Annotated in this window: 21 protein-coding genes; 13 read left to right on the forward strand and 8 right to left on the reverse strand. The window is 44.4% G+C overall.

Features of this window, described 5'->3' with window-relative positions; all coding sequences use genetic code 11:
* Positions 1-60 precede the first annotated feature (60 nt).
* From STRCR_RS06540 to STRCR_RS06560, 5 genes are all read right to left on the reverse strand, one after another.
* Complete coding sequence (locus STRCR_RS06540) at positions 61-699, reverse strand: redox-sensing transcriptional repressor Rex (protein ID WP_004227241.1); 639 nt, start codon at positions 697-699, stop codon at positions 61-63.
* A gap of 126 nt (positions 700-825) precedes the next feature.
* A complete protein-coding gene (locus STRCR_RS06545) occupies positions 826-1,188 on the reverse strand; it encodes a DUF1831 domain-containing protein (RefSeq protein ID WP_004227302.1) in 363 nt (120 codons plus the stop codon).
* A gap of 4 nt (positions 1,189-1,192) precedes the next feature.
* Complete coding sequence (locus tag STRCR_RS06550) at positions 1,193-2,314, reverse strand: cysteine desulfurase family protein (protein WP_004226264.1); 1,122 nt, start codon at positions 2,312-2,314, stop codon at positions 1,193-1,195.
* A gap of 3 nt (positions 2,315-2,317) precedes the next feature.
* Positions 2,318-3,283: a ribose-phosphate diphosphokinase gene (locus tag STRCR_RS06555; RefSeq protein WP_004227930.1), complete on the reverse strand. Its 966-nt coding sequence runs from the start codon at positions 3,281-3,283 to the stop codon at positions 2,318-2,320.
* 181 nt (positions 3,284-3,464) lie between these two features.
* Positions 3,465-4,037, reverse strand: coding sequence for a CYTH domain-containing protein (locus STRCR_RS06560; RefSeq protein ID WP_004226834.1), 573 nt, complete (start codon positions 4,035-4,037; stop codon positions 3,465-3,467).
* 129 nt (positions 4,038-4,166) lie between these two features.
* Here STRCR_RS06560 and yjbM point away from each other — a divergent pair, with 129 nt between their 5' ends.
* The 5 genes from yjbM (at position 4,167) to STRCR_RS06585 (ending at position 8,543) form a co-directional block, all read left to right on the forward strand.
* The gene (yjbM, locus tag STRCR_RS06565) at positions 4,167-4,832 is read left to right on the forward strand and encodes a GTP diphosphokinase (RefSeq protein ID WP_004229525.1); all 666 of its coding nucleotides are present in this window, start codon (positions 4,167-4,169) and stop codon (positions 4,830-4,832) included.
* Positions 4,807-5,646, forward strand: coding sequence for an NAD kinase (locus STRCR_RS06570; RefSeq protein ID WP_004228404.1), 840 nt, complete (start codon positions 4,807-4,809; stop codon positions 5,644-5,646). Before yjbM ends, STRCR_RS06570 begins: the two co-directional genes overlap by 26 nt.
* The gene (locus STRCR_RS06575; RefSeq protein ID WP_004227187.1) at positions 5,643-6,539 is read left to right on the forward strand and encodes an RluA family pseudouridine synthase; all 897 of its coding nucleotides are present in this window, start codon (positions 5,643-5,645) and stop codon (positions 6,537-6,539) included. Before STRCR_RS06570 ends, STRCR_RS06575 begins: the two co-directional genes overlap by 4 nt.
* A gap of 12 nt (positions 6,540-6,551) precedes the next feature.
* Positions 6,552-7,538 carry a phosphate acetyltransferase gene (pta, locus tag STRCR_RS06580; RefSeq protein WP_004226241.1) on the forward strand — a complete coding sequence of 329 codons (987 nt, stop codon included), beginning with the start codon at positions 6,552-6,554 and terminating at the stop codon, positions 7,536-7,538.
* Between the two features lie 249 nt (positions 7,539-7,787).
* Positions 7,788-8,543, forward strand: a complete 756-nt coding sequence (locus STRCR_RS06585) for an SDR family oxidoreductase (RefSeq protein WP_004226246.1) — start codon at positions 7,788-7,790, stop codon at positions 8,541-8,543.
* A gap of 126 nt (positions 8,544-8,669) precedes the next feature.
* On the opposite strand, the gene STRCR_RS06590 is transcribed toward STRCR_RS06585, so the two are convergent.
* Entirely contained in the window at positions 8,670-9,056 is a 387-nt protein-coding gene (locus STRCR_RS06590; protein ID WP_004229675.1) for a hypothetical protein, read from the reverse strand.
* 139 nt (positions 9,057-9,195) lie between these two features.
* Between STRCR_RS06590 and STRCR_RS06595 the strand changes: the two genes are divergently transcribed.
* On the forward strand, positions 9,196-10,041 hold the full coding sequence (locus tag STRCR_RS06595; protein ID WP_004227015.1) for a Cof-type HAD-IIB family hydrolase: 846 nt from the start codon (positions 9,196-9,198) through the stop codon (positions 10,039-10,041).
* A gap of 918 nt (positions 10,042-10,959) precedes the next feature.
* The gene (locus tag STRCR_RS06605; RefSeq protein WP_004226668.1) at positions 10,960-11,850 is read left to right on the forward strand and encodes a lactate/malate family dehydrogenase; all 891 of its coding nucleotides are present in this window, start codon (positions 10,960-10,962) and stop codon (positions 11,848-11,850) included.
* A 204-nt stretch (positions 11,851-12,054) separates the two neighbouring features.
* On the opposite strand, the gene STRCR_RS06610 is transcribed toward STRCR_RS06605, so the two are convergent.
* The gene (locus tag STRCR_RS06610; RefSeq protein ID WP_004229006.1) at positions 12,055-12,966 is read right to left on the reverse strand and encodes a polysaccharide deacetylase family protein; all 912 of its coding nucleotides are present in this window, start codon (positions 12,964-12,966) and stop codon (positions 12,055-12,057) included.
* Between the two features lie 5 nt (positions 12,967-12,971).
* Positions 12,972-14,138, reverse strand: coding sequence for a hydroxymethylglutaryl-CoA synthase (locus STRCR_RS06615; protein WP_004226407.1), 1,167 nt, complete (start codon positions 14,136-14,138; stop codon positions 12,972-12,974).
* 287 nt (positions 14,139-14,425) lie between these two features.
* On the opposite strand from STRCR_RS06615, the gene STRCR_RS06620 reads away from it, so the two are divergent.
* From STRCR_RS06620 to essC, 6 genes are all read left to right on the forward strand, one after another.
* The gene (locus STRCR_RS06620; protein WP_004230078.1) at positions 14,426-15,265 is read left to right on the forward strand and encodes a thymidylate synthase; all 840 of its coding nucleotides are present in this window, start codon (positions 14,426-14,428) and stop codon (positions 15,263-15,265) included.
* A gap of 84 nt (positions 15,266-15,349) precedes the next feature.
* Positions 15,350-15,865: a dihydrofolate reductase gene (locus STRCR_RS06625; RefSeq protein WP_004228382.1), complete on the forward strand. Its 516-nt coding sequence runs from the start codon at positions 15,350-15,352 to the stop codon at positions 15,863-15,865.
* Between the two features lie 11 nt (positions 15,866-15,876).
* Positions 15,877-16,047: a hypothetical protein gene (locus tag STRCR_RS12200; protein ID WP_004227880.1), complete on the forward strand. Its 171-nt coding sequence runs from the start codon at positions 15,877-15,879 to the stop codon at positions 16,045-16,047.
* A 23-nt stretch (positions 16,048-16,070) separates the two neighbouring features.
* Positions 16,071-17,300 (forward strand): ATP-dependent Clp protease ATP-binding subunit ClpX, encoded by a 1,230-nt coding sequence (gene clpX, locus STRCR_RS06635; RefSeq protein ID WP_004226719.1) that lies wholly within the window; start codon positions 16,071-16,073, stop codon positions 17,298-17,300.
* Positions 17,301-17,309: 9 nt separating this feature from the next.
* A complete protein-coding gene (yihA, locus tag STRCR_RS06640; RefSeq protein WP_100207988.1) occupies positions 17,310-17,909 on the forward strand; it encodes a ribosome biogenesis GTP-binding protein YihA/YsxC in 600 nt (199 codons plus the stop codon).
* Between the two features lie 446 nt (positions 17,910-18,355).
* Complete coding sequence (essC, locus tag STRCR_RS06645) at positions 18,356-22,750, forward strand: type VII secretion protein EssC (RefSeq protein ID WP_004226693.1); 4,395 nt, start codon at positions 18,356-18,358, stop codon at positions 22,748-22,750.
* Positions 22,751-22,771: the final 21 nt, after the last annotated feature.

Genomic DNA, 22,771 nt, shown 5'->3' on the forward strand with positions numbered 1-22,771 from the left:
AAAAGAGCCATTAAGCGTCTACCTGACACACTCTCTCCAGTTTTATTGAGCTGAAAACTTTTAGTGGTTCTGATTCATGAAGTAGAGCAGGGTCTGGAGCTCGCTAGTCAGGTCAACGTATTGCACAAAAACACCCTCGGGCAGGTGCAGATTGACTGGAGAGAAACTCAGAATTCCCTTAATACCAGCCTGTACTAGCCGATCAGCGACTTCTTGGGCTTTAAGACTGGGAACGGTTAGGATGGCCGTCTGACAGTTGGAATCTTTGAGATGCTCTTTGATGGTAGAAATACCGTAGATAGGGATACCATCATCTGTCTTAGTGTTGACCAGTTCATTATCATCAGTATCAAATGCCATTATAATTTGCATCTTATTGCGCTCATGGAAACGATAGTGGAGCAGGGCCCGGCCCATATTTCCACAACCGACTAGGGCCACACTGGTGATAGAATGATCGTTGAGGATATCAGCGAAGAAATTCATCAACTTCTTAACGTTATAGCCAAATCCCCGTCTTCCTAGTTCACCAAAATAGGAAAAGTCTCGGCGAACAGTGGCTGAGTCGATTCCGATAGCCTCAGCAATTTGCTTGGAACTGGCCTTTTCAATATTTCCTGCATTAAAGCGCTTAAAGGTTCGATAATAGAGCGACAGGCGCTTGGCTGTTGCTTTTGGAATAGATTTATCAATAACCATGATGGCACTATCTCCAATCTATTTTAAAATCAATAATTCTAAGTTAATTGTAGAACAAGATTGTGAAAACTGCAACAAATTTGTGATAAAAAAATCCTATGCCAGCATAGGATTCTTTTATCAAAATCAAAGATTTGGACTGTCATTTTCTGTTTTCGTAAAAATATCTCGCTCGACCAAGCTATCCATCAAAAAGTAAAATTTATCTTGAATAATAGCTGTTTTGTCTGATTTAAAGATATTGACCAAGCGCAGTCCAGACTGGTCGGTGATACTGAGTTTAAAGGAAGACAAATCCTTGTGAATAGTAATTTTAACAGGGAAACCTTGTCCAGAATTGGGAACCTCTTCCAGAAGACGGTTAAGTTCGTAATGACCAAGTTTATTTGGTTCAAAAGTTGTATCTCTCAGTGTATATTTTTTAATCTTAGGACTGATGGTATAGGTATACTTACAGTCGTCCAAGTGAATAGATTTTTCAAATGCCATGGTATCATCCTATAATTTCTTTTAATTGTTTTGCGAGTTTGATTAATTCCTCAGGGGTATTGAGTTCTGACAGGCTGATGCGAATGGACTCGTCCAAGCGAGAGGAGTCGCTCCCGTAGTAGGCTTCCAAAACATGACTGGGGTCAACAGTACCAGCGGTACAGGCAGAACCCGTCGATACAGCGAATCCTGCTAAGTCTAATTGGGTTAGGAGAAGATTGTTATGGCTTCGCGGAAAACCGATATTGATAACATAGGGAAGGCTGTTATCACTCCCGTTGAGATAGTAGTCTAGGCCTTGCTTAGTCAATTCTTTTAAGAAGACATTGCGGAGGTGAGCTACTTTTTGATAGTTCCCATCTAAGTTTTGGTCGGCCTCTTTGAGTGCTTGAGCCATACCTGTAATGCCAATCATATTCTCAGTGCTGGCCCGTCTTTTATCCTCTTGCTCGCCACCGTGCAGGAGATTGTCCATGTGATGAGGTTTGGCATAGAGAAAGCCCGTTCCCTTGGGACCGTGAAACTTATGAGCAGAAGCAGAAAGGAAATCAACACCGAGTTCTTCGGGCCGAATAGCCATTTTGCCCATGGCTTGGACAGCATCAACATGAAAAACTGCCTGATGGTCAGCCAAAAGCTGGGCAAAGTCGCTTATAGGGAAAAGATCTCCGGTTTCATTATTGGCCATCATAGTCGAGACTAGGATGGTATCTTCTCTAAGGGCAGCTTTGAGGGCCTCTACAGTGAACTGATGGTTGGCATTAGGCTGGAGATAGGTCACTTGGAAACCAAAGCGTTTTTCCAAGTAGTCCATGACATGGAGGACTGAATGGTGCTCAATGGCAGTGGTAATCAAGTGTTTGCCCTTATCTTGATTGGCTAAGGCATAGCCCTGAATGGCCATGTTATTGCTTTCGGTAGCTCCAGATGTAAAGATAATATTTCTGGGCTGGGTCTCTAAAATTTTAGCTATAGTAAGACGGTTCTCACGCAAGAGCTGGCTGGCTTGGCGTCCATAGGCATGGATACTGGAAGGATTGCCAAAATTGTCAGTCATAACCGCTGTCATTGCTTCGATAACACTTGGAATCAATGGAGTCGTCGCAGCATTATCAAGATAGATCATCTCTTAATCCTCGTCTTCGGCAGTATAAGTGAAGAGTGGACTGAGTGGTTTGTGGTTGTGAATGCGAGTGATAGCATCACCAATCAGCCCGCTAGCTGAGATATAGGTAACATTGCTGCTGACTCTTTCTTTGGTCGCTACAGAGTCAGTTACTAGGATTTCTTTAATAGGAGCTGCTTCGAGAATTTCAGCGGCCCCACCGGCGAAAAGGCCGTGGCTGGCGACCGCATAGATTTCGGAAGCGCCATTACGTTCGACAATTTTAGCCGCTTCGGCAAAGGTTTTACCGGTATTGAGAATATCATCAATCAAGATAGCTTTTTTTCCAGCGACCTCTCCGATAATGTAGCCTTCTTCACGATGAGCATCGTCTTGGGCATAGTCAACGATAGCAATTGGGGCATCTAGATATTCTGCCAAGCTACGAGCTCGTTTGATACCTGAGTTTTTGGGGCTGACGACAACAACATCAGAACCTTTGAGTCCCATGTGAACATAGCGTTCCGCAAAGAGAGGAACTGTAAAGAGGTTATCAACTGGAATATCGAAGAATCCTTGTACCTGAACAGCGTGCAAATCAAGCGTTAGGATACGATCAGCTCCGGCTTTGACCAACATATTAGCGACCAGCTTGGCTGTGATAGGTTCGCGCTGTTGAGCGATGCGGTCTTGGCGAGCATAACCAAAGTAAGGTATGATGATATTGACTGAATTAGCCGAAGCCCGTTTGCAGGCATCAATCATAATCAGGAGCTCCCATAGATTGTCATTAACAGGAAAGCTAGTCGACTGGATGACGTAGATATCATAACCGCGGACACTTTCTTCGATGTTAATCATGATTTCGCCGTCGGAAAATTGCTTAGACGCTAATTTGCTAAGCGGGATTCCAGCTGCTTTTGAGATTTTTTCTGCGATAGCAGTATTAGACGTCAGCGAAAATAATTTTGGGGTGCTAGTTTCTACCATGACAGTGTCATTCTCCTTTGAATAAGCGATAAGCTCTGAAGCTTATTGAGTGGGTAAGAAAATCAAGGGTGATTAAAGGGGAAGAGCTTCCCTAATTTCAAGTCTTGAAATCTTAGAATTTTTCCTTTATATTGTACCAAAAAAGGCTGATTTTTACAGCCATTTATCACTATTCGAAAAATCAATCATTTTGTTTTAAGGTTGAGCAGAAGCGGGCTACCTTACTCTTAGCATATTTAAGATCAATACCATTTTCTAGCAGAAAGGCTTCAAAATCGGCCTTGCCCTTATCAGCTTCCTCAACTTCCAGCTCTAGTTCATAATCAATTCGGCCTGCATAATTATTCTTATCTAGGGCCATGAGGCCAATGGAGGATTCTTTTTCCCGCCGGACGGTTGTCAGATGGCCCAAATTTCTAAGTTGGTTACAATCAACCCCCTGCTCATAGATGAGGTCCTTGATGGTATTGTCAGGAAATTGGCAGGATTCAATAATCTGCCTAGCTTCTTGACGACTGAGGTCAATATTATGTTCCAAGGTTCCCACCTCTTTAGGAATTTTCAGAGTCAGTTCGGCTCCCTTATCAAAGGTGCGAATGCGCAGAGACAGGTGCTTTTTTCGCATGATAAAGTCATCAGTATCAAAGTAGTAGTTGGTTTGAGTGATGGCTGGAATGTGTGAAAAGAGGGTCTCCATCCGATTGAACTCAGCCTTATTGAGCATAGTCTTGTATTCGATTTCCAAATGATTCATCTTGATTTTCCTTTTGTAGCCCTTTTTATGGTATAATTTTACTTAAACTAATTCTATAAAAATGTGGACTAATTGACAAGGCTTGACTGTCGATTAGCCTAGAAAAACAGGAGTTTAAAGCAGACAAATATGGAATGGGAAGCCTTCTTAGACCCCTATATTCAGACTGTTGGCGAATTGAAAATTAAATTTCGTGGCATTCGTAAACAATTTCGCAAGCAGAATCGTCACTCGCCCATTGAATTTGTGACCGGTCGGGTTAAGCCAATTGAAAGTATCAAGGAAAAAATGCTTCTTCGTGGTGTTAAGGAAGAGCATTTGGCCGAGGATATGCAAGATATTGCTGGTGTGCGTATTATGGTCCAGTTTGTTGATGACGTTCAAGAGGTTTTAGAATTAATTCGTCAGCGTCATGATATGACAATCGTCCAAGAGCGAGACTATATCAATAATCGTAAAGCCAGTGGCTATCGGTCTTACCATGTGATTATTGAATATCCAGTTGATACGATTGACGGACAAAAAAACGTGCTGGCCGAAATTCAGATTAGGACACTGGCGATGAATTTCTGGGCTACCATTGAGCACTCACTTAATTACAAATATAAAGGGGATTTCCCGGAAGAAATTAAGCAGCGGCTTGAGGTAACCTCCAGGATTGCGCGTGAGTTGGATGAAGAAATGCGAAAAATTCGGGATGATATCAAGGAAGCTCAGCTTCTGTATGATCCTGTTAGCAGAAAACTAAGTGATGGTGTAGGAAACAGTGATGACACAGATGAATTATACAGGTAAGCCTCAGACTAGGGTGGCCATTATTGCTAACGGTAAGTACCAAAGCAAACGAGTCGCCTCCAAAATTTTTGCGGCTCTCAAGCCCGATCGGGATTTTTATCTCAGTAAGGACAATCCTGATATTGTGATTTCCATTGGTGGCGATGGCATGCTTCTGTCGGCTTTTCACATGTATGAGAAATCTTTGGATAAGGTGCGTTTTGTTGGCATTCACACCGGTCATTTAGGTTTTTATACTGATTATCGGGACTTTGAAGTGGATACCTTTTTGAGAAATCTTCGGTCAAACCAAGGGGAGAAGATTTCCTATCCCCTTTTGCGAGTGACTGTAACTATGGCCGATGGTCGAGTGGTGACGGCTCGGGCTCTTAATGAAGCTAGCCTGCGTCGTTTGGAAAAGACCATGGTAGCGGATGTTTCTATCAATGGCACGCCTCTGGAACGTTTCCGCGGTGATGGGATTACGGTCTCAACACCGACAGGTAGCACAGCCTATAACAAATCCATTGGCGGAGCGGTCCTCCATCCAACGGTAGAGGCTTTTCAGATGACGGAAATTGCCAGTCTCAACAACCGTGTCTATCGGACCTTAGGGAGTTCAGCTATTATTCCTAAGGGGGAAACCGTGACCATCGAACCTAAACGCGTTGGCTCCTATACAGTCTCCTTTGATAATAAATCCTATAGTTATCGCAATGTGGCTAAGATGGAATTTTGTCTGGATGATAAGAAAATTAGTTTTCTGTCAACCCCCCATCATACGGGTTTCTGGGAGCGGGTTAAGGATGCCTTTATCGGTGAGGTAGAAACGTGAGATTTGAATTTATCGCTGATCGCTCTTGCAAGATCAAGACCTTCCTCAAGGGACATGATATTTCTAAGGGTCTTTTAGCTAAGATAAAATATCAGGGCGGACATATATGGGTAAATGGCATTGAACGAAATGCCATTTATTTATTGACTCAAGGAGATAAGGTAGCAGTTGATATTCCAGCAGAAGCGGGAAGCCCTAATCTGCTGCCTATTCATCACCCTTTGACTATCATTGCTGAGGATGATAATTTCTTAGTGGTTAATAAACCAGCGGGGTATGCTAGTATCCCTAGCATCCTTCATTCGGAAACTATCGCTAATTTTGTTAAGGCTTACTATCAGGAAAAAGGTTATGAAAATCAGCAGGTCCACATTGTTACGCGCTTAGACAAGGATACGAGCGGTCTCATGCTCTTTGCTAAGCACGGCTATGCCCATTCACGTATGGACAAGGCCCTGCAGGCTAAAACCATTGAGAAGCGCTATTATGCTTTGGTAGCTGGACAGGAGGACCTACCAGATCAGGGAGAAATTATTGCCCCTATTGCTCGAGTATCGGATAGTATTATTACCCGTCAAGTACATTCCTCAGGCAAGTATGCCCGTACTAGCTATCGGGTTTTAGAGCGTTTCGGTCGGGTGAAGTTGCTGGATATTCAGCTGCATACTGGTCGAACCCATCAAATTAGAGTACATTTTTCGCACATTGGTCAGCCTCTCCTTGGAGATGACCTCTATGGCGGCTCCTTGGATTATGGAATGAAACGTCAGGCTCTCCACTGTCATTCTCTATGTTTAACCGATCCTTTTACGGGTCAAGAACGGATCTATGAATCTGGCTTGACAGATGATTTCGAAAGCGCTATCATGAATCTACAACATAATTTAGAATAGAGGGTTTATCCTATGATAAGAAGCTTATTTGGGGAATTGCGCAGTAAGATTGCTGGTAAAGGTATTAAAATTGTTTTTCCAGAAGGAAATGATGAAAGAGTCGTTCGGGCGGCTGCTCGTTTGAAGTTTGAAGGTCTGGTTGATCCGATTATTTTAGGTGAAGCTGAGCAGATTAAGAATCTTCTTAAACGACTTGGTTTTGCTGACCAAAATTATACGATCATCAATCCTGATACTTATGCGGATTTTGCTAAGATGAAGGAACTTTTCTTGGAAATTCGTAAAGAAAAGGTGACGGCAGAAGATGCTGATAGGCTTTTGCGGGATGTCAACTATTTCGGCGTTATGCTGGTTAAGATGGGCTTGGCAGATGGCATGGTCTCAGGTGCCATTCATTCAACAGCTGATACGGTTCGGCCTGCCTTGCAAATTATTAAGACGAAACCTGGCATCTCTCGAACATCTGGTGTCTTTCTGATGAATCGGGAAAACACCAGTGAGCGTTATATCTTTGCCGATTGTGCTATCAATATTGATCCAAATCCTCAAGAGTTAGCTGAAATTGCGGTAAATACGGCTGATACAGCTAAGATTTTCGACTTGGATCCTAAAATTGCGCTGCTGAGCTTCTCTACCAAGGGGAGTGCCAAGGCACCTCAGGCTGAAAAGGTCCAAGAAGCTACTAAATTAGCTAAGGACTTGGCTCCTGAGCTAGCTTTGGATGGGGAACTGCAATTTGATGCAGCCTTTGTGCCAGAGACTGCGGCTATTAAGGCTCCAGACAGCAATATAGCCGGACATGCCAATGTCTTCATCTTCCCTGATTTGCAGTCGGGTAATCTTGGCTATAAGATTGCTCAACGCTTAGGAATGTTTGACGCAATTGGGCCAATTTTACAAGGTCTCAATATGCCGGTCAATGACTTATCTCGCGGTTCGAGTGCCGAAGATATCTATAAATTAGCTATTATTACAGCTGCACAAGCAGTAGAAGGATAAAAACTCTCCCCCTATACTTTTTTAAAACAATAAGCAAGGATGGATAGATCTGAGCTGGCGTTTAGCCTCTTATCTGCCAGCTAAGGCAGAAGGAAGTCTGACTCTCCTTTCTAGGCAAGCGATGAGTCTGGTGGGGGTGAAAAAGCTGAAAATCAACTGTGCGGAGGTGGGAAGGCAGTAGTCTATAATAGGCTATTTCCTTCCCTTTTCTATTAATGACAATGACGTTCTTCAAAATAGGAGGTATCAATGACTGAAACAGTAATGATTACAGGAGCAACAGCAGGCTTTGGTTTAGCCATGGCAGAGCTCTTTGTTAAGGAAGGCTACCGGGTGATCGGGACTGGTCGTCGTTTGGCTAAATTAGAAAAACTTGCTCAAGAACTGGGCGCTCATTTTTATCCCCTGCAGATGGATATGACATCCCAGGAAGCTATTGATTCTGCCTTGGCTAGCCTGCCATCTGATTGGCAAACCATTGATATTCTGATTAATAACGCTGGTCTGGCTTTGGGTTTAGATAAAGCTTATGAGGCAAATGTTGACGATTGGACTACCATGATTCAAACCAATATTGTTGGTTTGACCTATCTAACACGGCAGGTTCTGCCGCAAATGGTGGATCGCAAGTCTGGTTATATCATCAATATCGGTTCAACGGCAGGCACGGTTCCCTACCCAGGTGCCAATGTTTACGGTGCTAGTAAGGCTTTTGTCAAACAGTTCTCGCTGAATCTGCGGGCAGATTTAGCTGGTACCAAGATTCGGGTTTCTAATGTTGAACCGGGTCTTTGTGAGGGAACAGAATTTTCCAATATCCGCTTTAAAGGCGATGACCAACGGGCTAGCGACCTCTATAAGGGTGCTCACGCCATCAGGCCAGAAGATATTGCCAATACGGTTCTTTGGCTGGCTCAGCAGCCTAAACATGTCAATGTTAATCGGATTGAAATCATGCCGACCTCGCAAAGCTTTGGTCCTCAGCCAGTTGAACGGGGTGAGTAGAAGGATCTAAGAACGCCTTGCCTAACAAATCGATTAGTTGGCTGTTCAGGATAAAGAAAAACCTTCAGTAGAGGTGGAAAGAATCCGCTTGACTGGAGGCTTTTTGTTGTGCGTATCTTATGGAAATCAGTCTTCGCTTTTGAGAGAAGGGCCAGAAGTGGCATCGGACCAGCCAACTAAGGCTTGGGCGCTATCTTCCAAATAAGTTGTTAGTGGTTCTTTGAAATCTGTGATGGTTTCCATAATTCCGACGATTTGTCCTTGCTCATCCAAGGCTACTTGGTAGGTTTGCATTAAAATCTGGTCGAAAGCCTGAGTAGGCACCTGAAAGCTTAAAGATTTGGCGGGATTTTCAGCAAGTTCCTTTAGCAGCCAATCTTCTAAGGGCTGAGCTTTTTGGTCTGGCAAGAGACTGCCGTCAGCTTGACCATTATTGTAGAGAGGCAGGCCTTTCTTATTGTAAAAGGCTATTTTATTGGGAAGTTGGTTCATGATTGTTTTAATGGATGTCATGTCTTTATCATAACGGTTAGTCTCCTAGATTGCAAATCTTGTGATTAGCATAGGATAGTATCAGTTTTTCGAAGAAAAAGGGCATCATTTCTGGCATTAGCTCCTTATAATAGCATTATAAAGAAGTGGAGGTATCAGGATGACCCAAAAAGTTATATTTTTAGATGTGGATGGCACTCTAGTGGATTATAAGAATCATCTGCCTCAATCTGCTGTCAAGGCTGTGCAGAGGGCTCGAGCTAATGGGCATTTAGTCTATATCTGTACCGGCCGCAGTCATGCTGAAATCCAGCCTGAGCTCTGGAATATGGGCCTAGATGGAATGATTGGTGGAAATGGCTCCTATGTCGAACATCAAGGGACAGTCCTCATGCATCAAGTAATTTCTGAGGAAGATAGTCGGGCTATTGTTGATTGGCTGCATGAGCGCGGGCTGGAATTTTACTTGGAAAGCAATAACGGCCTCTTTGCCAGTGAACATTTCAAAGAAGCTGCTAGACCAGTTATGCGGGCTTATGCCCTGACCAAAGGGGCTAAAGAGACTCAAATTAAGAATATGGAAGCAGAAGATGTTTTGCATGGTTTGGTCTACGGTGGTAATCTCTATCGTAAGGACCTCAATAAAGTTAGTTTTATCCTCAAATCTTATCAGGACCACTTAGACTCCAAGGAAGCTTTTCCCAAGCTGAAGGCTGGCACCTGGGGCGGTCGTGGCGAAACAGCCCTCTTTGGCGACTTAGGTCTTGCCAATATTGATAAGGCTCATGCTATTGATGTCCTCTTGGGTTATCTGGGAAAGGATAAATCCCATACTATTGCTTTCGGTGATGCCAAGGTGGATATCCCTATGTTGGACTACTGTGCTGTGGGAATCGCCATGGGCAATGGTGGGCCTGAAATTTTGGCTATGGCTGACTTAGTGACCGCTGATGTGGAAGATGATGGCCTTTACAAGGCTTTTGAAAGATTGGGATTGGTAGATTAAACAGGAATGAAAGATGACTGATATCGGTTCATCTTTTTTTCTGCTTTAGAAAAATTTCTGAGAAACTGTATTCACAAGTTTAAATTCTTAGCGTCAGCTGGAAAAAGTCTAGGAAAAAAGTATTTCAGCCTTCTATTTTTGCAGTAATAACAGTTTGACGCAGTGGTTGGGAGAAAGACTTGTTAGCTCTGCCAAGAAGTCTTTCCCCTGCACAGTTCATTAGGTGCTTTAGCCAGCACCAATGAACCACTGCTGATTGGAGGTCCTTATCTTGGGGTGCAGTCCCATTTTCAGGCGCCCCCTTAAACAGTTCACTGGACTGTTTAACTGCTCCGCATCCGCAAGTGTTAGCGGCCATCCTAATCAACTGTGCGGAGGTGGGACAACGAAGTCAATTTATATAAAAAATCGCCTTCTGTCCCACTCTCAAAACAGACAGTTGCCGCTGTGGTAAAAAGACGATTGGCCCTATTTAGTTAATCGTCGAGGGGATTTTCAAGACTTTAGGCTTGAAAATGAGCAATGGAACTCCATTAGGAGATCGCTTGCGTCCCTACCACATAAGACTAACTGTCAAAAAATGTGAATACAAGTTCTGAAGAATTAATATTAAGGGCAAGCTCAAGTTATTGCCAACGGATTCAGGATAAGCTTAAACCCATCATACCTTTCACAAATGCTATCTTGCTTAAATTTATAAGGCCTTATAAACATTAACTATTTTACAGGCCCAGGCAATAGTGGTAAGCTGACTGTAAATTAGAGGTTTGGGACGGTGAACAAGGAGGTAAAGAAATAACCGCGAGTCCATTTCATGACTCTATTATTTTGGGAAACCTTGCCATAGTCAAGGAAACAAAATGATTAGAAACTTGGGATTAAAAACCCCATAAACTTATTTTACGAGGAGGTAGTTTTATGGCTCGAAAAGTTGGAATTATCGGAATGGGAAATGTTGGCAGTACACTGGCTGGTGACTTGGTCCGCTCAGGTCTTGTCGATGAGCTGGTACTTCTTGATAAGCGAGAAGATAAACTCTTTGCTGATCAGTTGGATCTTGAGGATAGTTTGGCAACGAGTCCGCATTATGTCAAGATTGCAGCTAATGATGATAGTCTTCTAGATAATGCCGATGTTCTGGTGGTTGCCGTTGGTGATATCAAGGCCTATTTTGGTGACAATCCTGATCGCTGGGTTGAACTGGCTATCAATATTGCTAATGCTAAGGAAATTGCTGTGCGTTTGAAAAGAACTAATTTCTCTGGCTTAATCGTTGTAATTTCCAATCCTTGCGATGCCATTACCACGGTCTTGCAACGAGAGTTGGACTATCCTAAGAATAGAATTATGGGGACTGGTACCCTGCTGGATAGCAGTCGGCTTAAAAATCAATTGGCTAAGGCAACAGGATTGGCACCTCAGTCTATCCAAGGCTATGTTCTGGGTGAACATGGAGATAGTCAGTTTACGGCTTGGTCAACGGTCAATCTGGACCAGCTAGGTTTGGTTGAGCAAGAGCATATTGAAGCAGCTGTACGCCGAGGTGGTCAGCAAGTTTTCAATGGTAAGCGCTACACCAATTTCGCTATTGCCAGCTCCACCCACCTGCTTTTGGAAGCTATTCTGACCGACAGTCATCAGATTTTACCGATCTCCAATTATGATGAAGACAATGCTATCTATCTCAGCTATCCAGCTATCATCGGTCGCCAGGGAGTGCTGGAGCGCGTGCATTTAGCCCTAAGTGAAGAGGAAGAACAAAAGCTCCAGAATTCTGCTAAGGCTATTAAGGAAAAGGCCTTCAGCTAGTTTAAAAATTTATGGGCAACCAATTGAAATAAGAACATAACAAGGGCAGACGATACAGATGGCACTCCTTGCCACTTTCATGTTTAGGACCCTTCTGGCACCAAAGCTACTCAACATTGTCTTAACCTTGATTCAATTTATTATAACTGGAAAAAAAGCTCGCTTATCTGAGAAATAAGTGAGCTTTTTCTAATCTTATTACATTTACCACGCGATAGTATTAAGCAGGTCATCGGCAGTAGTACTTGGCAGGATTCTTACTCGATTGAGGGCGTAGAGCCCATCATCTGCACTGGCCAGACCTTCATTGGTTGTCACGGCCATCTTGTAACCAGCCTGTTCAGCCAGTGATTTGGTACTGTCATTGAAGCGTCCGGATGGATAGGCGAGGGCTAAGGTATCTTGTTTGAGTAAACCATCTAACCAAGATTTAGATTCCCTCAGCTCAGTGTTTTGACTATCATCGGATTGGGTAGATAAATCTGGGTGGTTGACGGTGTGACTTTGGAAGGTCATACCATCCTTGACCATCTCTTTAATCTGATCGCTTGACAAAAATCCTTCCTTGTCAACGTAGCTGGTGATAATATTGTTGGTGCCGACTGCGCCGTATTTTTTCATAATAGCGGCTGCATTGACAAAATCGGCATCGCCATCGTCAAAGGTCAACCAGACAATTCTTTTATTTCCATCAGGGAGAACATTTTCTGATAAGACCTTGTAGGCTTCCTCAGGTGTAAGGAAGTAGTAGCCTTGGTCCTTGAGAGCCTTGATGTGGCTTTCAAAGGTATCAGGGCTGACAATCAGATTGGCACTGCCCTCCTCTGACGGATCCATAACATGGATAGCGTGGTACATAAGAATAGGTACCTTAACCGTTTCATCCTGCTTTTCCCAATTGACCTTCTTGCTGGTGCTGGATTTGGCCTTTGGAGCTTGCTTTGTCTCCTTAACTGTTTGACTGGTTTTTTCTGCTCTTAATAATTGGCTGGGCTTGAAACTGTGGTTCTTAAACATAAAAGCTAAGGCCCCAATGACAAATACTAAACCAATGATGGCCAGTAGATTGCGAATAGTGTGGTTGGGCTGTGTGGGCTTTTGATTCCTAGCAGTCATAAAGTCTAATTCCTCTTATAAAGTCTCTGATGTTGGTCGATGCGATCTAGGGTAAAACTATGGGTATCATAGCCGTCAAATTCGGCATTGCCTTGATCATCCAGCTGGGCTTCTTCAAAGAAGATTTTTTCATAGTCAGCGACTGACAGCGTTTGCCGCTGCTCCAGCTGAGCCTGACGGTTCTTTTCTAACCTGTTTTCAAAACCAGCAACTAACTGACCGCTGAAAATTTCTGATACTGCCCCAGAGCCGTAACTAAAGAAACCGATCTTATCGCCAGCCTTCAAGGTTTTAGCGTTTTCCAATAAAGACAAAAAACTCAGGTAAAGTGAACCCGTGTAAATATTTCCGATTTGGCGGCTATAATGAATAGAAGCCTCAAAGTTTTGCTGAATTTGTTCCCTCTTTGCATCTGGCAGCGACTTATCCAATAATTTATTAAGTCCTTTGCTGGCCAGTTTAGGATAAGGAATATGGAAGCAAAAGGCAGCGAAGTCTTTTAGATTCGTGTCATAGCGTTGTTGATATTCAGCCCATGTTGTTTTTAAACAGTCTAGGTATTGTTTGGTTGAAAACATCCCTTGAACAAAGGGAGTATTTGAGTAGTTAGGACGCCAGAAGTCCATGACATCACGGGTCTGGGCCATATTATCATCGTTGAGAGCCAAAATCCGAGGCTGACTGGTTACGAGCATAGCCACAGCTCCAGCTCCTTGAGTCGGTTCGCCAGAAGTTCTGAGACCGTATTTGGCGATATCACTGGCGATGACCAGAACCTTGGAGTGAGGTTTGGCGGTGACATGGAGCTTAGCGTAGTTTAAGGCTGCTGTCGCACTGTAGCAGGCCTCTTTCATTTCCAGACTGCGGGCAAAGGGTTGGATACCTAGCAAACCGTGAATAAAAATAGCCGCTGCCTTACTTTGGTCAATACTAGATTCCGTTGCGACGATGACCATATCAATAGTGGCTTTATCTTCCTTGGTGAGGATTTGATCAGCAGCAGCAGCCCCCAGCGTCACGATATCTTCAGTGATTGGGGCGATACTGAGACTGTCTAACATCAATCCGACTGAGTATTTATTGGGATCAGTGTCACGGGCCGCAGCTAAATCTGCCATCTTCAACTGGTATTTAGCTGTAGCAAAACCAATCTTATCAATTCCAATAGACATAAGATACCTTCTGTTAAGTGATTTATATAGTTCCATTGTAACATAAATGTCATGAGAGCCCTGCTAAAAAAACTGAAATCAAGTCCAAAGGTTGTTGAATCAGTCCTACGGCTGACTTCATAAAACCATCAAGATGGTGGACAGCAGCGACTTTTAGTCGATTTTTCAAACGTCTTGAGAGCAGCGGAAAAGTCCTCTTCGCTTTTTTGCCAAGGGCTGGCATTAGCATTTTCCAAAAAAATTAGCTAGAATAAGAGGCAATAAGATTTACCAAGAGAGGTACTTTCATGACTAAAGCAGATGTTATTTTTAAGGCTAATATCAAGAAAATTATGGACGAAGGGGTCTGGTCTGAACAGGCTCGGCCTAAATATAAGAATGGCCAAACAGCCAACTCAAAATATATCACAGGTTCTTTTGCTGAGTACAATCTGGCCAAAGGAGAGTTTCCCATTACGACTTTGCGGCCCATTCCTATTAAATCGGCTATCAAGGAAATTTTTTGGATTTATCAAGACCAGTCTAACGATTTAGGGCTTCTGAATGATAAGTACAAGGTTAAATACTGGAATGACTGGGAAGTCGGTAATACTGGGACTATTGGGCAGCGTTACGGTGCTGTTGTAAAAAAGCACGACATCATCAATAAAATTCTCAAGCAGCTAGAAGCCAATCCTTGGAATCGTCGCAATGTCATCTCTCTTTGGGATTATGAAGCGTTTGAGGAATCGGAAGGGCTGCTTCCTTGCGCCTTTCAGACTATGTTTGATGTTCGTCGGGTAGATGGGGATATCTATTTAGATGCCACCCTGACCCAGCGCTCCAATGATATGCTGGTGGCTCACCATATCAATGCCATGCAGTATGTGGCCTTGCAGATGATGATTGCTAAACACTTTGGCTGGAAGGTTGGTAAATTTTTCTATTTTGTCAATAATCTTCATATTTACGATAATCAGTTCGAACAGGCTCGGGAATTGCTGAAACGTCAGGCAACCGATTGCCAGCCTCACTTAGTGCTCAATGTTCCAGAGGGGACGAATTTTTTCGACATCAAGCCAGAAGATTTCGAACTGCTGGATTATGAGTCTGTTAAACCCCAGCTTAAGTTTGACTTGGCGATTTGATCCGCCTTTATTACCGATTATTAAGAATGTGTTTGAATTTTTTCAAATGCATTTTTTCTTAATTTCTGATAGAATGAAATCAGTATGGACAACGTTAAAAAAGGGAAGAAAATCATTGCTATCTGGGCTCAGGACGAGTCTGGCCTTATCGGTAGCAAGCAAACCATGCCTTGGCACTTGCCGGCTGAATTGGCTCACTTTAAAAAGACGACTATGGGTCAAGCAGTTCTGATGGGAAGAAAAACTTTTGATGGTATGGGGCGTCGGGTTTTGCCAGGACGAGAAATTCTCATCTTGACTCGCGATAAGACTTATCAGGTTGATGGGGTTAAGACAGTCTCTAGTCCGGAAGAAGTCTTAACATGGTTCAGTCAGCAGGATAAGGATCTCTATATTGCAGGAGGCTCTGGTGTTTATACCGCATTCAGGGATTATTATGATGGCTTGGTGAAGACAACCATCCATGCCTGCTTTGAAGGAGATACCTACTTCCCAGAGATCCCTTTAGAGGATTATCAGCTGGTTGAGCAGGAGGATTTCTCCAAGGACCAGAAGAATCCCTATAACTTTACTATTTCAAAACTTAACAAGATAAGATAAGGAAGACTTTCATGCAAAGAAGTATTTTTGGGGTGTTTACGGCACTATTAGCCATTATCTGTGTGCTCTGTGCTCTCCCCGCCTTTCGTAAGAATCGTTATGGCCTCGGGACTCTCTTTCTCCTCAATGCTTTAACCAACCTTATTAATACCATTCATGCCTTCTATGGCACACTTTTTTAAGAATAGGACGATTGTAAACGACTATGACAGATAATACCAATAATGATGTAATGGTCTATTGCTCATTTTGTGGCAAGAACCAAACCGAAGTCAGAAAGATTATTGCCGGAAACGGGGTTTTCATTTGTAATGAATGTGTGGCTCTCTCCCAAGAAATTATCAACGAAGAGTTAGCTGAAGAAGTTTTGGCTGATTTGACAGAAGTGCCCAAACCCAAAGAGCTCCTGCAGATTTTAGATGACTATGTCATCGGACAAGATCGGGCTAAACGGGCCTTAGCCGTTGCGGTTTATAATCACTACAAACGGATTAGCTTCGTCGAAAGTTCTCAAGATGAGGATGTCGATTTGCAAAAATCCAATATTCTCATGATTGGTCCGACAGGTTCGGGTAAAACTTTTTTGGCTCAAACGTTGGCCAAAAGTCTCAATGTGCCTTTTGCTATTGCAGATGCAACGGCTTTAACCGAGGCTGGTTATGTCGGAGAAGACGTGGAAAATATCCTGCTAAAACTAATTCAGGCAGCCGACTTCAATATCGAGCGGGCTGAGCGAGGGATTATCTATGTCGATGAAATCGACAAGATCGCCAAGAAGGGCGAAAATGTCTCTATTACTCGGGATGTTTCTGGTGAAGGAGTTCAGCAGGCTCTCTTGAAAATTGTTGAAGGAACCGTCGCCAGTGTTCCTCCTCAAGGCGGCCGCAAGCACCCTAATCAAGAGATGATTCAGATTGATACCAAGAATATTCTTTTTATTGTTGGCGGGGCCTTCGACGGGATTGAAGATATTGTCAAACAACGCTTGGGTGAGAAGGTCATCGGTTTTGGCCAAAACAACAAGTCACTGGATGATGATGCTTCTTATATGCAGCAAATTATCTCAGAAGATATTCAAAAATTTGGCTTGATTCCTGAATTTATCGGTCGTTTGCCTGTCTTGGCTGCCCTTGAGCAGTTGACGGTTGACGATTTGGTACGGATTCTGACTGAACCTAAGAACGCCCTAGTCAAACAGTACAAGACCCTCCTTTCCTACGATGGGGTTGATTTAGAATTTGACCAAGAAGCTCTTGAAGCGATTGCTCAAAAAGCTATCGAACGCAAGACTGGTGCCCGCGGTTTGCGGTCGATTATCGAAGAAACCATGATGGATATTATGTTTGAAGTGCCAAGTCAAGAAGAAGTGACTAGTGTGCGTGTGACCAAGGCTGCGGTCGAAGGGACAGACAAACCCATCTTGAAAACAGCGTAGAGGTTAATGATGGCAGAAGAAGTTTTGAATACCCATAATGCCTCAATTCTCCTGAGTGCTGCAAACAAATCCCATTACCCACAAGACGACTTACCGGAGGTAGCTTTGGCAGGTCGTTCTAATGTGGGCAAGTCTAGTTTTATCAATACTTTGCTGGATCGTAAAAATTTGGCTCGGACCTCTAGTAAGCCTGGCAAGACCCAACTGCTTAATTTTTATAATATTGATGATAAACTGCGTTTTGTCGATGTGCCTGGTTATGGCTATGCTAAGGTTTCCAAGACCGAGCGGGCTAAATGGGGGAAGATGATTGAGGAGTACCTCGTCACCCGCGATAACCTGCGGGTTGTGGTTAGTTTGGTGGATCTGCGTCATGAACCGACAGCTGACGATGTGCAGATGTATGAGTTCCTTAAGTACTACGAAATTCCTGTGATTATTGTAGCAACCAAGGCTGACAAGGTACCACGCGGCAAGTGGAACAAGCAGGAAGCTTTGATTAAGAAGAAACTCAACTTTGATAGCCAAGACAGTTTTATAGTTTTTTCATCAGAAACTAAGGACGGCTATAATCAAGCTTGGGATACGATTCTAGAAAATCTGGCCTGAAAAGGCCTTTTTTCTTTACCACTTTATTCAATCCACATTTTGACTTTATGTGAGAGGTTATTATCTTCTTTTTATGATGCCTGAAATCCTAATATGGTGATGATACATCGCAGCGTTCTAGCGGTCTTTTGGGGTAATGACATTTTTCAGTCAACCTCTGAAACAAAATTGTAATTATTTGTCATCAAAAACCCCTTGATTTTTTTTTTTTTTCAATAAGATACTATATAAGTGTCTTTAGGAAAGAAAAAATGAAGTCTGGTGAGATACCGGCATTGGCTGCCGACTCATTAGCTTGACGAGTACCAAGTCGTATGGCCTCGTCAGTCAGAAACAAAATCATAGCGGGCTTGAAGGGAGCAGGAAGGGACAGTCCCCCTTCCTGCTTTTATCATGCCAGCGAAACGCTCTCTATCTTTGAATAGAAAAGGAATGTACCAACAACCATGGAGATCATCGTCCTTCGTAAGACCTACCGTCAGGTCTTGACGGTCCCTAAAACAGGTGCCCTGCGCCTCAGTGATCAGCTCAGTCTCTCACAGACCAGTGAGGGGGTGGCCTATCACACGAAAGAAAAAACGGCTCCCCTAACGACAGCCATTCGTCTAGGGGATCTCGTCGTTTATCCCCAGCCGAATAACCGACGCCGTTACAGCATCGTTGGCCTGTCCCGTGTGGCTGTAAGCATGCAGCCAGGCAGTAACCTTTCGTCGGGAAGTCAGGTCATTAGCCTGCTGCTAACCAAGGCTGATAAAGGCAGCTGGCAGCTTCGCAATTTCGGGGCGCCCATCTACCTCAATAACCATCTCACTAGCCAACACCAAGCCCTGCCCTTCGGGGCAGAGGTGGCCTTTGGCAACAGCCTGCTCAAAGTCTTTCCCAAGGAAATTTGGGTTTCCGGTGCTGTCAAAAATGAGACCTTACTGGAGGTCGCTGATTCTGCTTATCACTACTACGATGGCTACCCAGATTACCACCGCTCGCCACGCTTAATCTACCATTTTAATGACGATCGGCTAACGGTCACCGCGCCGCCACAAGAGCCCCATAAACCACGCAATGAGCTGCTTCGGATGCTGGTGCCGCCTCTGGTCATGATCGGGGTGGTTATCCTGATTACCGTCTTTCAGCCGCGGGGGCTCTATATCCTCATGTCCGTGGCCATGAGCATCGTGACCGCTGTCTTCTCTGTTCAGAACTACTTTCGCAATAAGCGGGAGTACAAGCAGAGCTTGGCGGATCGGATCTCGGCTTACCGGGCCTACCTCTCTGACAAGTCCATTCAGCTGACCCAGCTTTCAAATACCCAGCGCCGCTGGCAGTCTTATCACTATCCGACGATTCAGGAATTGGATAGCTTAGTGCAGGAGTTCTCCCGCCGTATTTATGAAAAGATTCCCCAAGACGAAGACTTTCTCTCCTACCGTTTAGGCTTGGGAGAGGTACCGACCAGCTATCGGTTAGACTACTCTCAACAAGAGCGATCGGGGGTTAAGGATCCTCTGGAAGAAGAAGGGTTTGCCCTCTATGAGGCCCACAAAACCTTGACAGATATGCCGGTTCTGGCCACGCTCAAAAACGGCCCAGTCGGCTATGTTGGTGAGCGTTCGCTCGTACTGGAGCAGCTCCAGCTCCTCGTTTACCAGTTAGCTGTCTTTCAGTCTTACCATGATGTTCAGTTTATCACGATTATGCCTGAGGCCGAAAAAGACCAGTGGCAGTGGCTGCGTTGGCTGCCCCACGCCACCTTGCAGGACATCAACGTCCGCGGTTTTATCTATAATGAACGCACCCGCGATCAAATCCTCAACCGGCTGATGGAGATCTTAAGGCAGCGTGAGCTCCAACAAAAAGAAGCTGGGGCCAATCAAGAGTTGCTCCACCTGCCCCACTATGTGGTGCTGGTGACGGATGCCAGCTTAATCAGGGATCATGTCATCATGGAGTTCTTCGCCAAAGACCCGACCGCCTTGGGCTGCAGCTTGATCTTTGTGCAGGCTACCATCCGTTCCCTGCCGGAGAATGTCCAGACGGTCATCCACCTGAAAGACCAAGCGACTGGCGAGCTGGTCATGGCAGAGAGGCGTGTCAAGGAGCAGACTTTTACGCTGGATCATTTTCCAGAAGGGTACGACAAAGAGCGGATCAGCCGCCGGCTGGCCCCCCTCAATCACCTCGAAACCCTTAAATCTGCTATTCCAAACTCGGTTACTTTTCTGGAGATGTACCAAGTCGACAGGGTTGAGGAGTTAGGAATTTTCGAGCGCTGGCAATCTCACTCTCCGCACAACTCCTTGGCTGTTCCGTTAGGTTTGCGCGGAGGTGAGGATTATGTTAAGCTAGATTTGCATGAGCGGGCGCACGGACCGCATGGCTTGATTGCTGGGACCACTGGTTCTGGGAAATCCGAGCTGATCCAGTCCTATATCCTCTCTCTAGCGGTTAATTTCCATCCGCACGATGTGGCCTTTCTCTTGATTGACTATAAGGGTGGGGGCATGGCCAATCTCTTTAAAGACCTGCCTCATGTCTTAGGAACCATCACCAACTTGGATGGCAACCAGTCCATGCGGGCCTTGGCATCGATCCGAGCGGAGAATGAGCGCCGGCAGCGCCTCTTTAATGAAGCGGGGGTCAACCATATCCACGCCTATCAGAAGAAGTACGAGCAGGGGGACGTCTCAGAACCCCTGCCCCATCTCATCATCATCAGTGATGAGTTTGCGGAATTAAAAAGTGAGCAGCCCGATTTCATCACGCAGTTAGTATCAACGGCTCGGGTCGGGCGTTCCTTGGGTGTCAATCTCATTCTGGCGACCCAGAAACCCGCCGGGGTGGTCAATGACCAAATTTGGTCCAACTCCAACTTTCGGATTGCCCTTAAGGTGGCGGATAAGGCCGACTCACAGGAAATGTTACACACGCCGGATGCGGCTACTATCACTCAAGCGGGACGGGCTTATTTGCAGGTGGGAAATAACGAGGTTTATGAGCTCTTTCAAAGTGCTTGGTCAGGGGCGGATTACCAGCCCGATAAGGAAGATCAGGGCATAGAAGATCATACGATTTTTGCCATCAATGAGCTAGGGCAGTACGAGGCGCTCAATCAGGACCTCTCAGGACTCGATGAAGCAACTGATATCCGTGAAGTCCCGACAGAGCTGGAGGCGGTGGTCCAGCATATCCAGCAGGTGACCCAAGAAAAGCACATTGCCCAGCTGGCCCAGCCTTGGCTGCCGCCGTTGAAAACCCAAATCTTTCTCCAAGATCTACGACCAGATCGTTTCCAAGAACTCTGGCAAGGCGACAGCCGCCTAGAAGCTATTGTCGGTATGGTCGATATTCCAAGTGAACAAAGGCAAACGGTCGGAACTTATCAGTTAGCTGACGATGGGAACTTAGCTATTTTTGGTGGCCCAGCGATGGGAAAATCAACGTTCTTACAGACCATTGTTATGGACTTATCCAGACAAAATACACCTGAACAGGTTCATTTTTACATTTTTGACTTTGGAACGAGCGCCCTTTACTCCTTAAAAAACTTACCGCACACGGCTGATTTCATCACTTCAGATCAAGAAGAAAAGCTGACAAAGTTTATGGATCTCATGAAGCGGGAAATCCAGTCGCGCAAGCGGCTCTTTAACCGTCATAATGTCAATTCGAAAGAAATGTACCAAGCTGTCACCGGTGAAACCTTGCCTCAAATTATCATAGTCGTGGATAATTATGAGGGTTATAAAGACATTCAAACTGAGCAACTGCGAAACAACTTTGATATCTTTATCCAAACATTGGCAAGAGATGGTAACAGTCTTGGAATAACGGTTATTGTCAGTGGTGGTCGCTTGGCAGCTATTCGTCCCGTCTTACTGGCCAATTTCAAGACTCGTCTGAGCTTAAAATTAACAGATGAATCAGAGATAAAAACAATTATGGGGAATTACACCATATCTACGGAAAGTATTGCAGGTAGAGGACTTATAACGATAGAAGAAGTCGAAGTCTTCCAAGCAGCCCTTTCTCATCGAGGAGTAACTCCAGTCCAGCGGCTTCAAGCGTTACGTCAAGAAATTAGCCAAATGGATCAATTCTGGCAAGGCAACAGACCTGCAAAAATTCCAATTGTTCCAGAGGAAATTTCTCTAGAACAATTTATGGACCGAGCAGATACGAAAAATGCCATAGCCAAGCCAGCCTTACCGCTTGGTTTGGACGTGACAGCAGTCGAAACGATTGCCCTTGATTTTTCTACCTTCAGGCATCTTGTTGTCTTCTCAAATAACTCAGAACAGGTCCGCCTTATGGTAGATCGCCTCATCGCGACTGTGAGCCAGTCAAGCTGGAATATCACTGCCCTTGTGTTAGATGTTAATGGTGACTATCAAAACTATGAGACAACGGTATCGCACTATGTCAATGACCCGGCTCTCCTGAGTGATATGACTGATTTTATGGTTTCAGAAATTAAGAATCGAGAAACGGATGGCTGGGACCACTATGGTATCGCTTTTATTCCTGATTTAGAGAGCTATGAGAAAGTGTCTGGATTAAGCCAGACCGAGTTAGTGACGCTTATGACGAGAGGACCCAGAGTTGGCTTTTTCATCATAGTAGGGACAACTTACTCTTATTTAGTGAGCATTAATCCAGTGCCAAAGTATCTTAAGGAAAACGGTCAGTATCACTTTATTGGCATGAAACTAAATGATCAGAATTTCTTGGATAAGGCTTACGATTCTAAAGAAAGGCAGCCAGCTATGGATGAGGCCTATATCCATAATCGTAAAACCTATTATAAATTGAAATTGAGTCGCAACCTCACAGAAGAAACATTCTAAGCGCAAGATAAGGAGGCTTTT

The sequence above is a fragment of the Streptococcus criceti HS-6 genome, from assembly GCF_000187975.2.
Classification (GTDB): Bacteria; Bacillota; Bacilli; order Lactobacillales; family Streptococcaceae; genus Streptococcus; species Streptococcus criceti.

Coding starts and splice junctions, on each gene's coding strand:
- STRCR_RS06610 (WP_004229006.1), bottom strand. CDS start 12,966: ATGACTGCTAGGAATCAAAAGCCCACACAGCCCAACCACACTATTCGC.
- STRCR_RS06570 (WP_004228404.1), top strand. CDS start 4,807: ATGACACAGATGAATTATACAGGTAAGCCTCAGACTAGGGTGGCCATT.
- pta (WP_004226241.1), top strand. CDS start 6,552: ATGATAAGAAGCTTATTTGGGGAATTGCGCAGTAAGATTGCTGGTAAA.
- STRCR_RS06555 (WP_004227930.1), bottom strand. CDS start 3,283: ATGGTAGAAACTAGCACCCCAAAATTATTTTCGCTGACGTCTAATACT.
- STRCR_RS12200 (WP_004227880.1), top strand. CDS start 15,877: ATGCAAAGAAGTATTTTTGGGGTGTTTACGGCACTATTAGCCATTATC.
- clpX (WP_004226719.1), top strand. CDS start 16,071: ATGACAGATAATACCAATAATGATGTAATGGTCTATTGCTCATTTTGT.
- yjbM (WP_004229525.1), top strand. CDS start 4,167: ATGGAATGGGAAGCCTTCTTAGACCCCTATATTCAGACTGTTGGCGAA.
- STRCR_RS06560 (WP_004226834.1), bottom strand. CDS start 4,037: ATGAATCATTTGGAAATCGAATACAAGACTATGCTCAATAAGGCTGAG.
- STRCR_RS06605 (WP_004226668.1), top strand. CDS start 10,960: ATGGCTCGAAAAGTTGGAATTATCGGAATGGGAAATGTTGGCAGTACA.
- STRCR_RS06620 (WP_004230078.1), top strand. CDS start 14,426: ATGACTAAAGCAGATGTTATTTTTAAGGCTAATATCAAGAAAATTATG.
- STRCR_RS06625 (WP_004228382.1), top strand. CDS start 15,350: ATGGACAACGTTAAAAAAGGGAAGAAAATCATTGCTATCTGGGCTCAG.
- STRCR_RS06550 (WP_004226264.1), bottom strand. CDS start 2,314: ATGATCTATCTTGATAATGCTGCGACGACTCCATTGATTCCAAGTGTT.
- STRCR_RS06540 (WP_004227241.1), bottom strand. CDS start 699: ATGGTTATTGATAAATCTATTCCAAAAGCAACAGCCAAGCGCCTGTCG.
- STRCR_RS06585 (WP_004226246.1), top strand. CDS start 7,788: ATGACTGAAACAGTAATGATTACAGGAGCAACAGCAGGCTTTGGTTTA.
- STRCR_RS06545 (WP_004227302.1), bottom strand. CDS start 1,188: ATGGCATTTGAAAAATCTATTCACTTGGACGACTGTAAGTATACCTAT.
- STRCR_RS06590 (WP_004229675.1), bottom strand. CDS start 9,056: ATGACATCCATTAAAACAATCATGAACCAACTTCCCAATAAAATAGCC.
- STRCR_RS06615 (WP_004226407.1), bottom strand. CDS start 14,138: ATGTCTATTGGAATTGATAAGATTGGTTTTGCTACAGCTAAATACCAG.
- essC (WP_004226693.1), top strand. CDS start 18,356: ATGGAGATCATCGTCCTTCGTAAGACCTACCGTCAGGTCTTGACGGTC.
- yihA (WP_100207988.1), top strand. CDS start 17,310: ATGGCAGAAGAAGTTTTGAATACCCATAATGCCTCAATTCTCCTGAGT.
- STRCR_RS06595 (WP_004227015.1), top strand. CDS start 9,196: ATGACCCAAAAAGTTATATTTTTAGATGTGGATGGCACTCTAGTGGAT.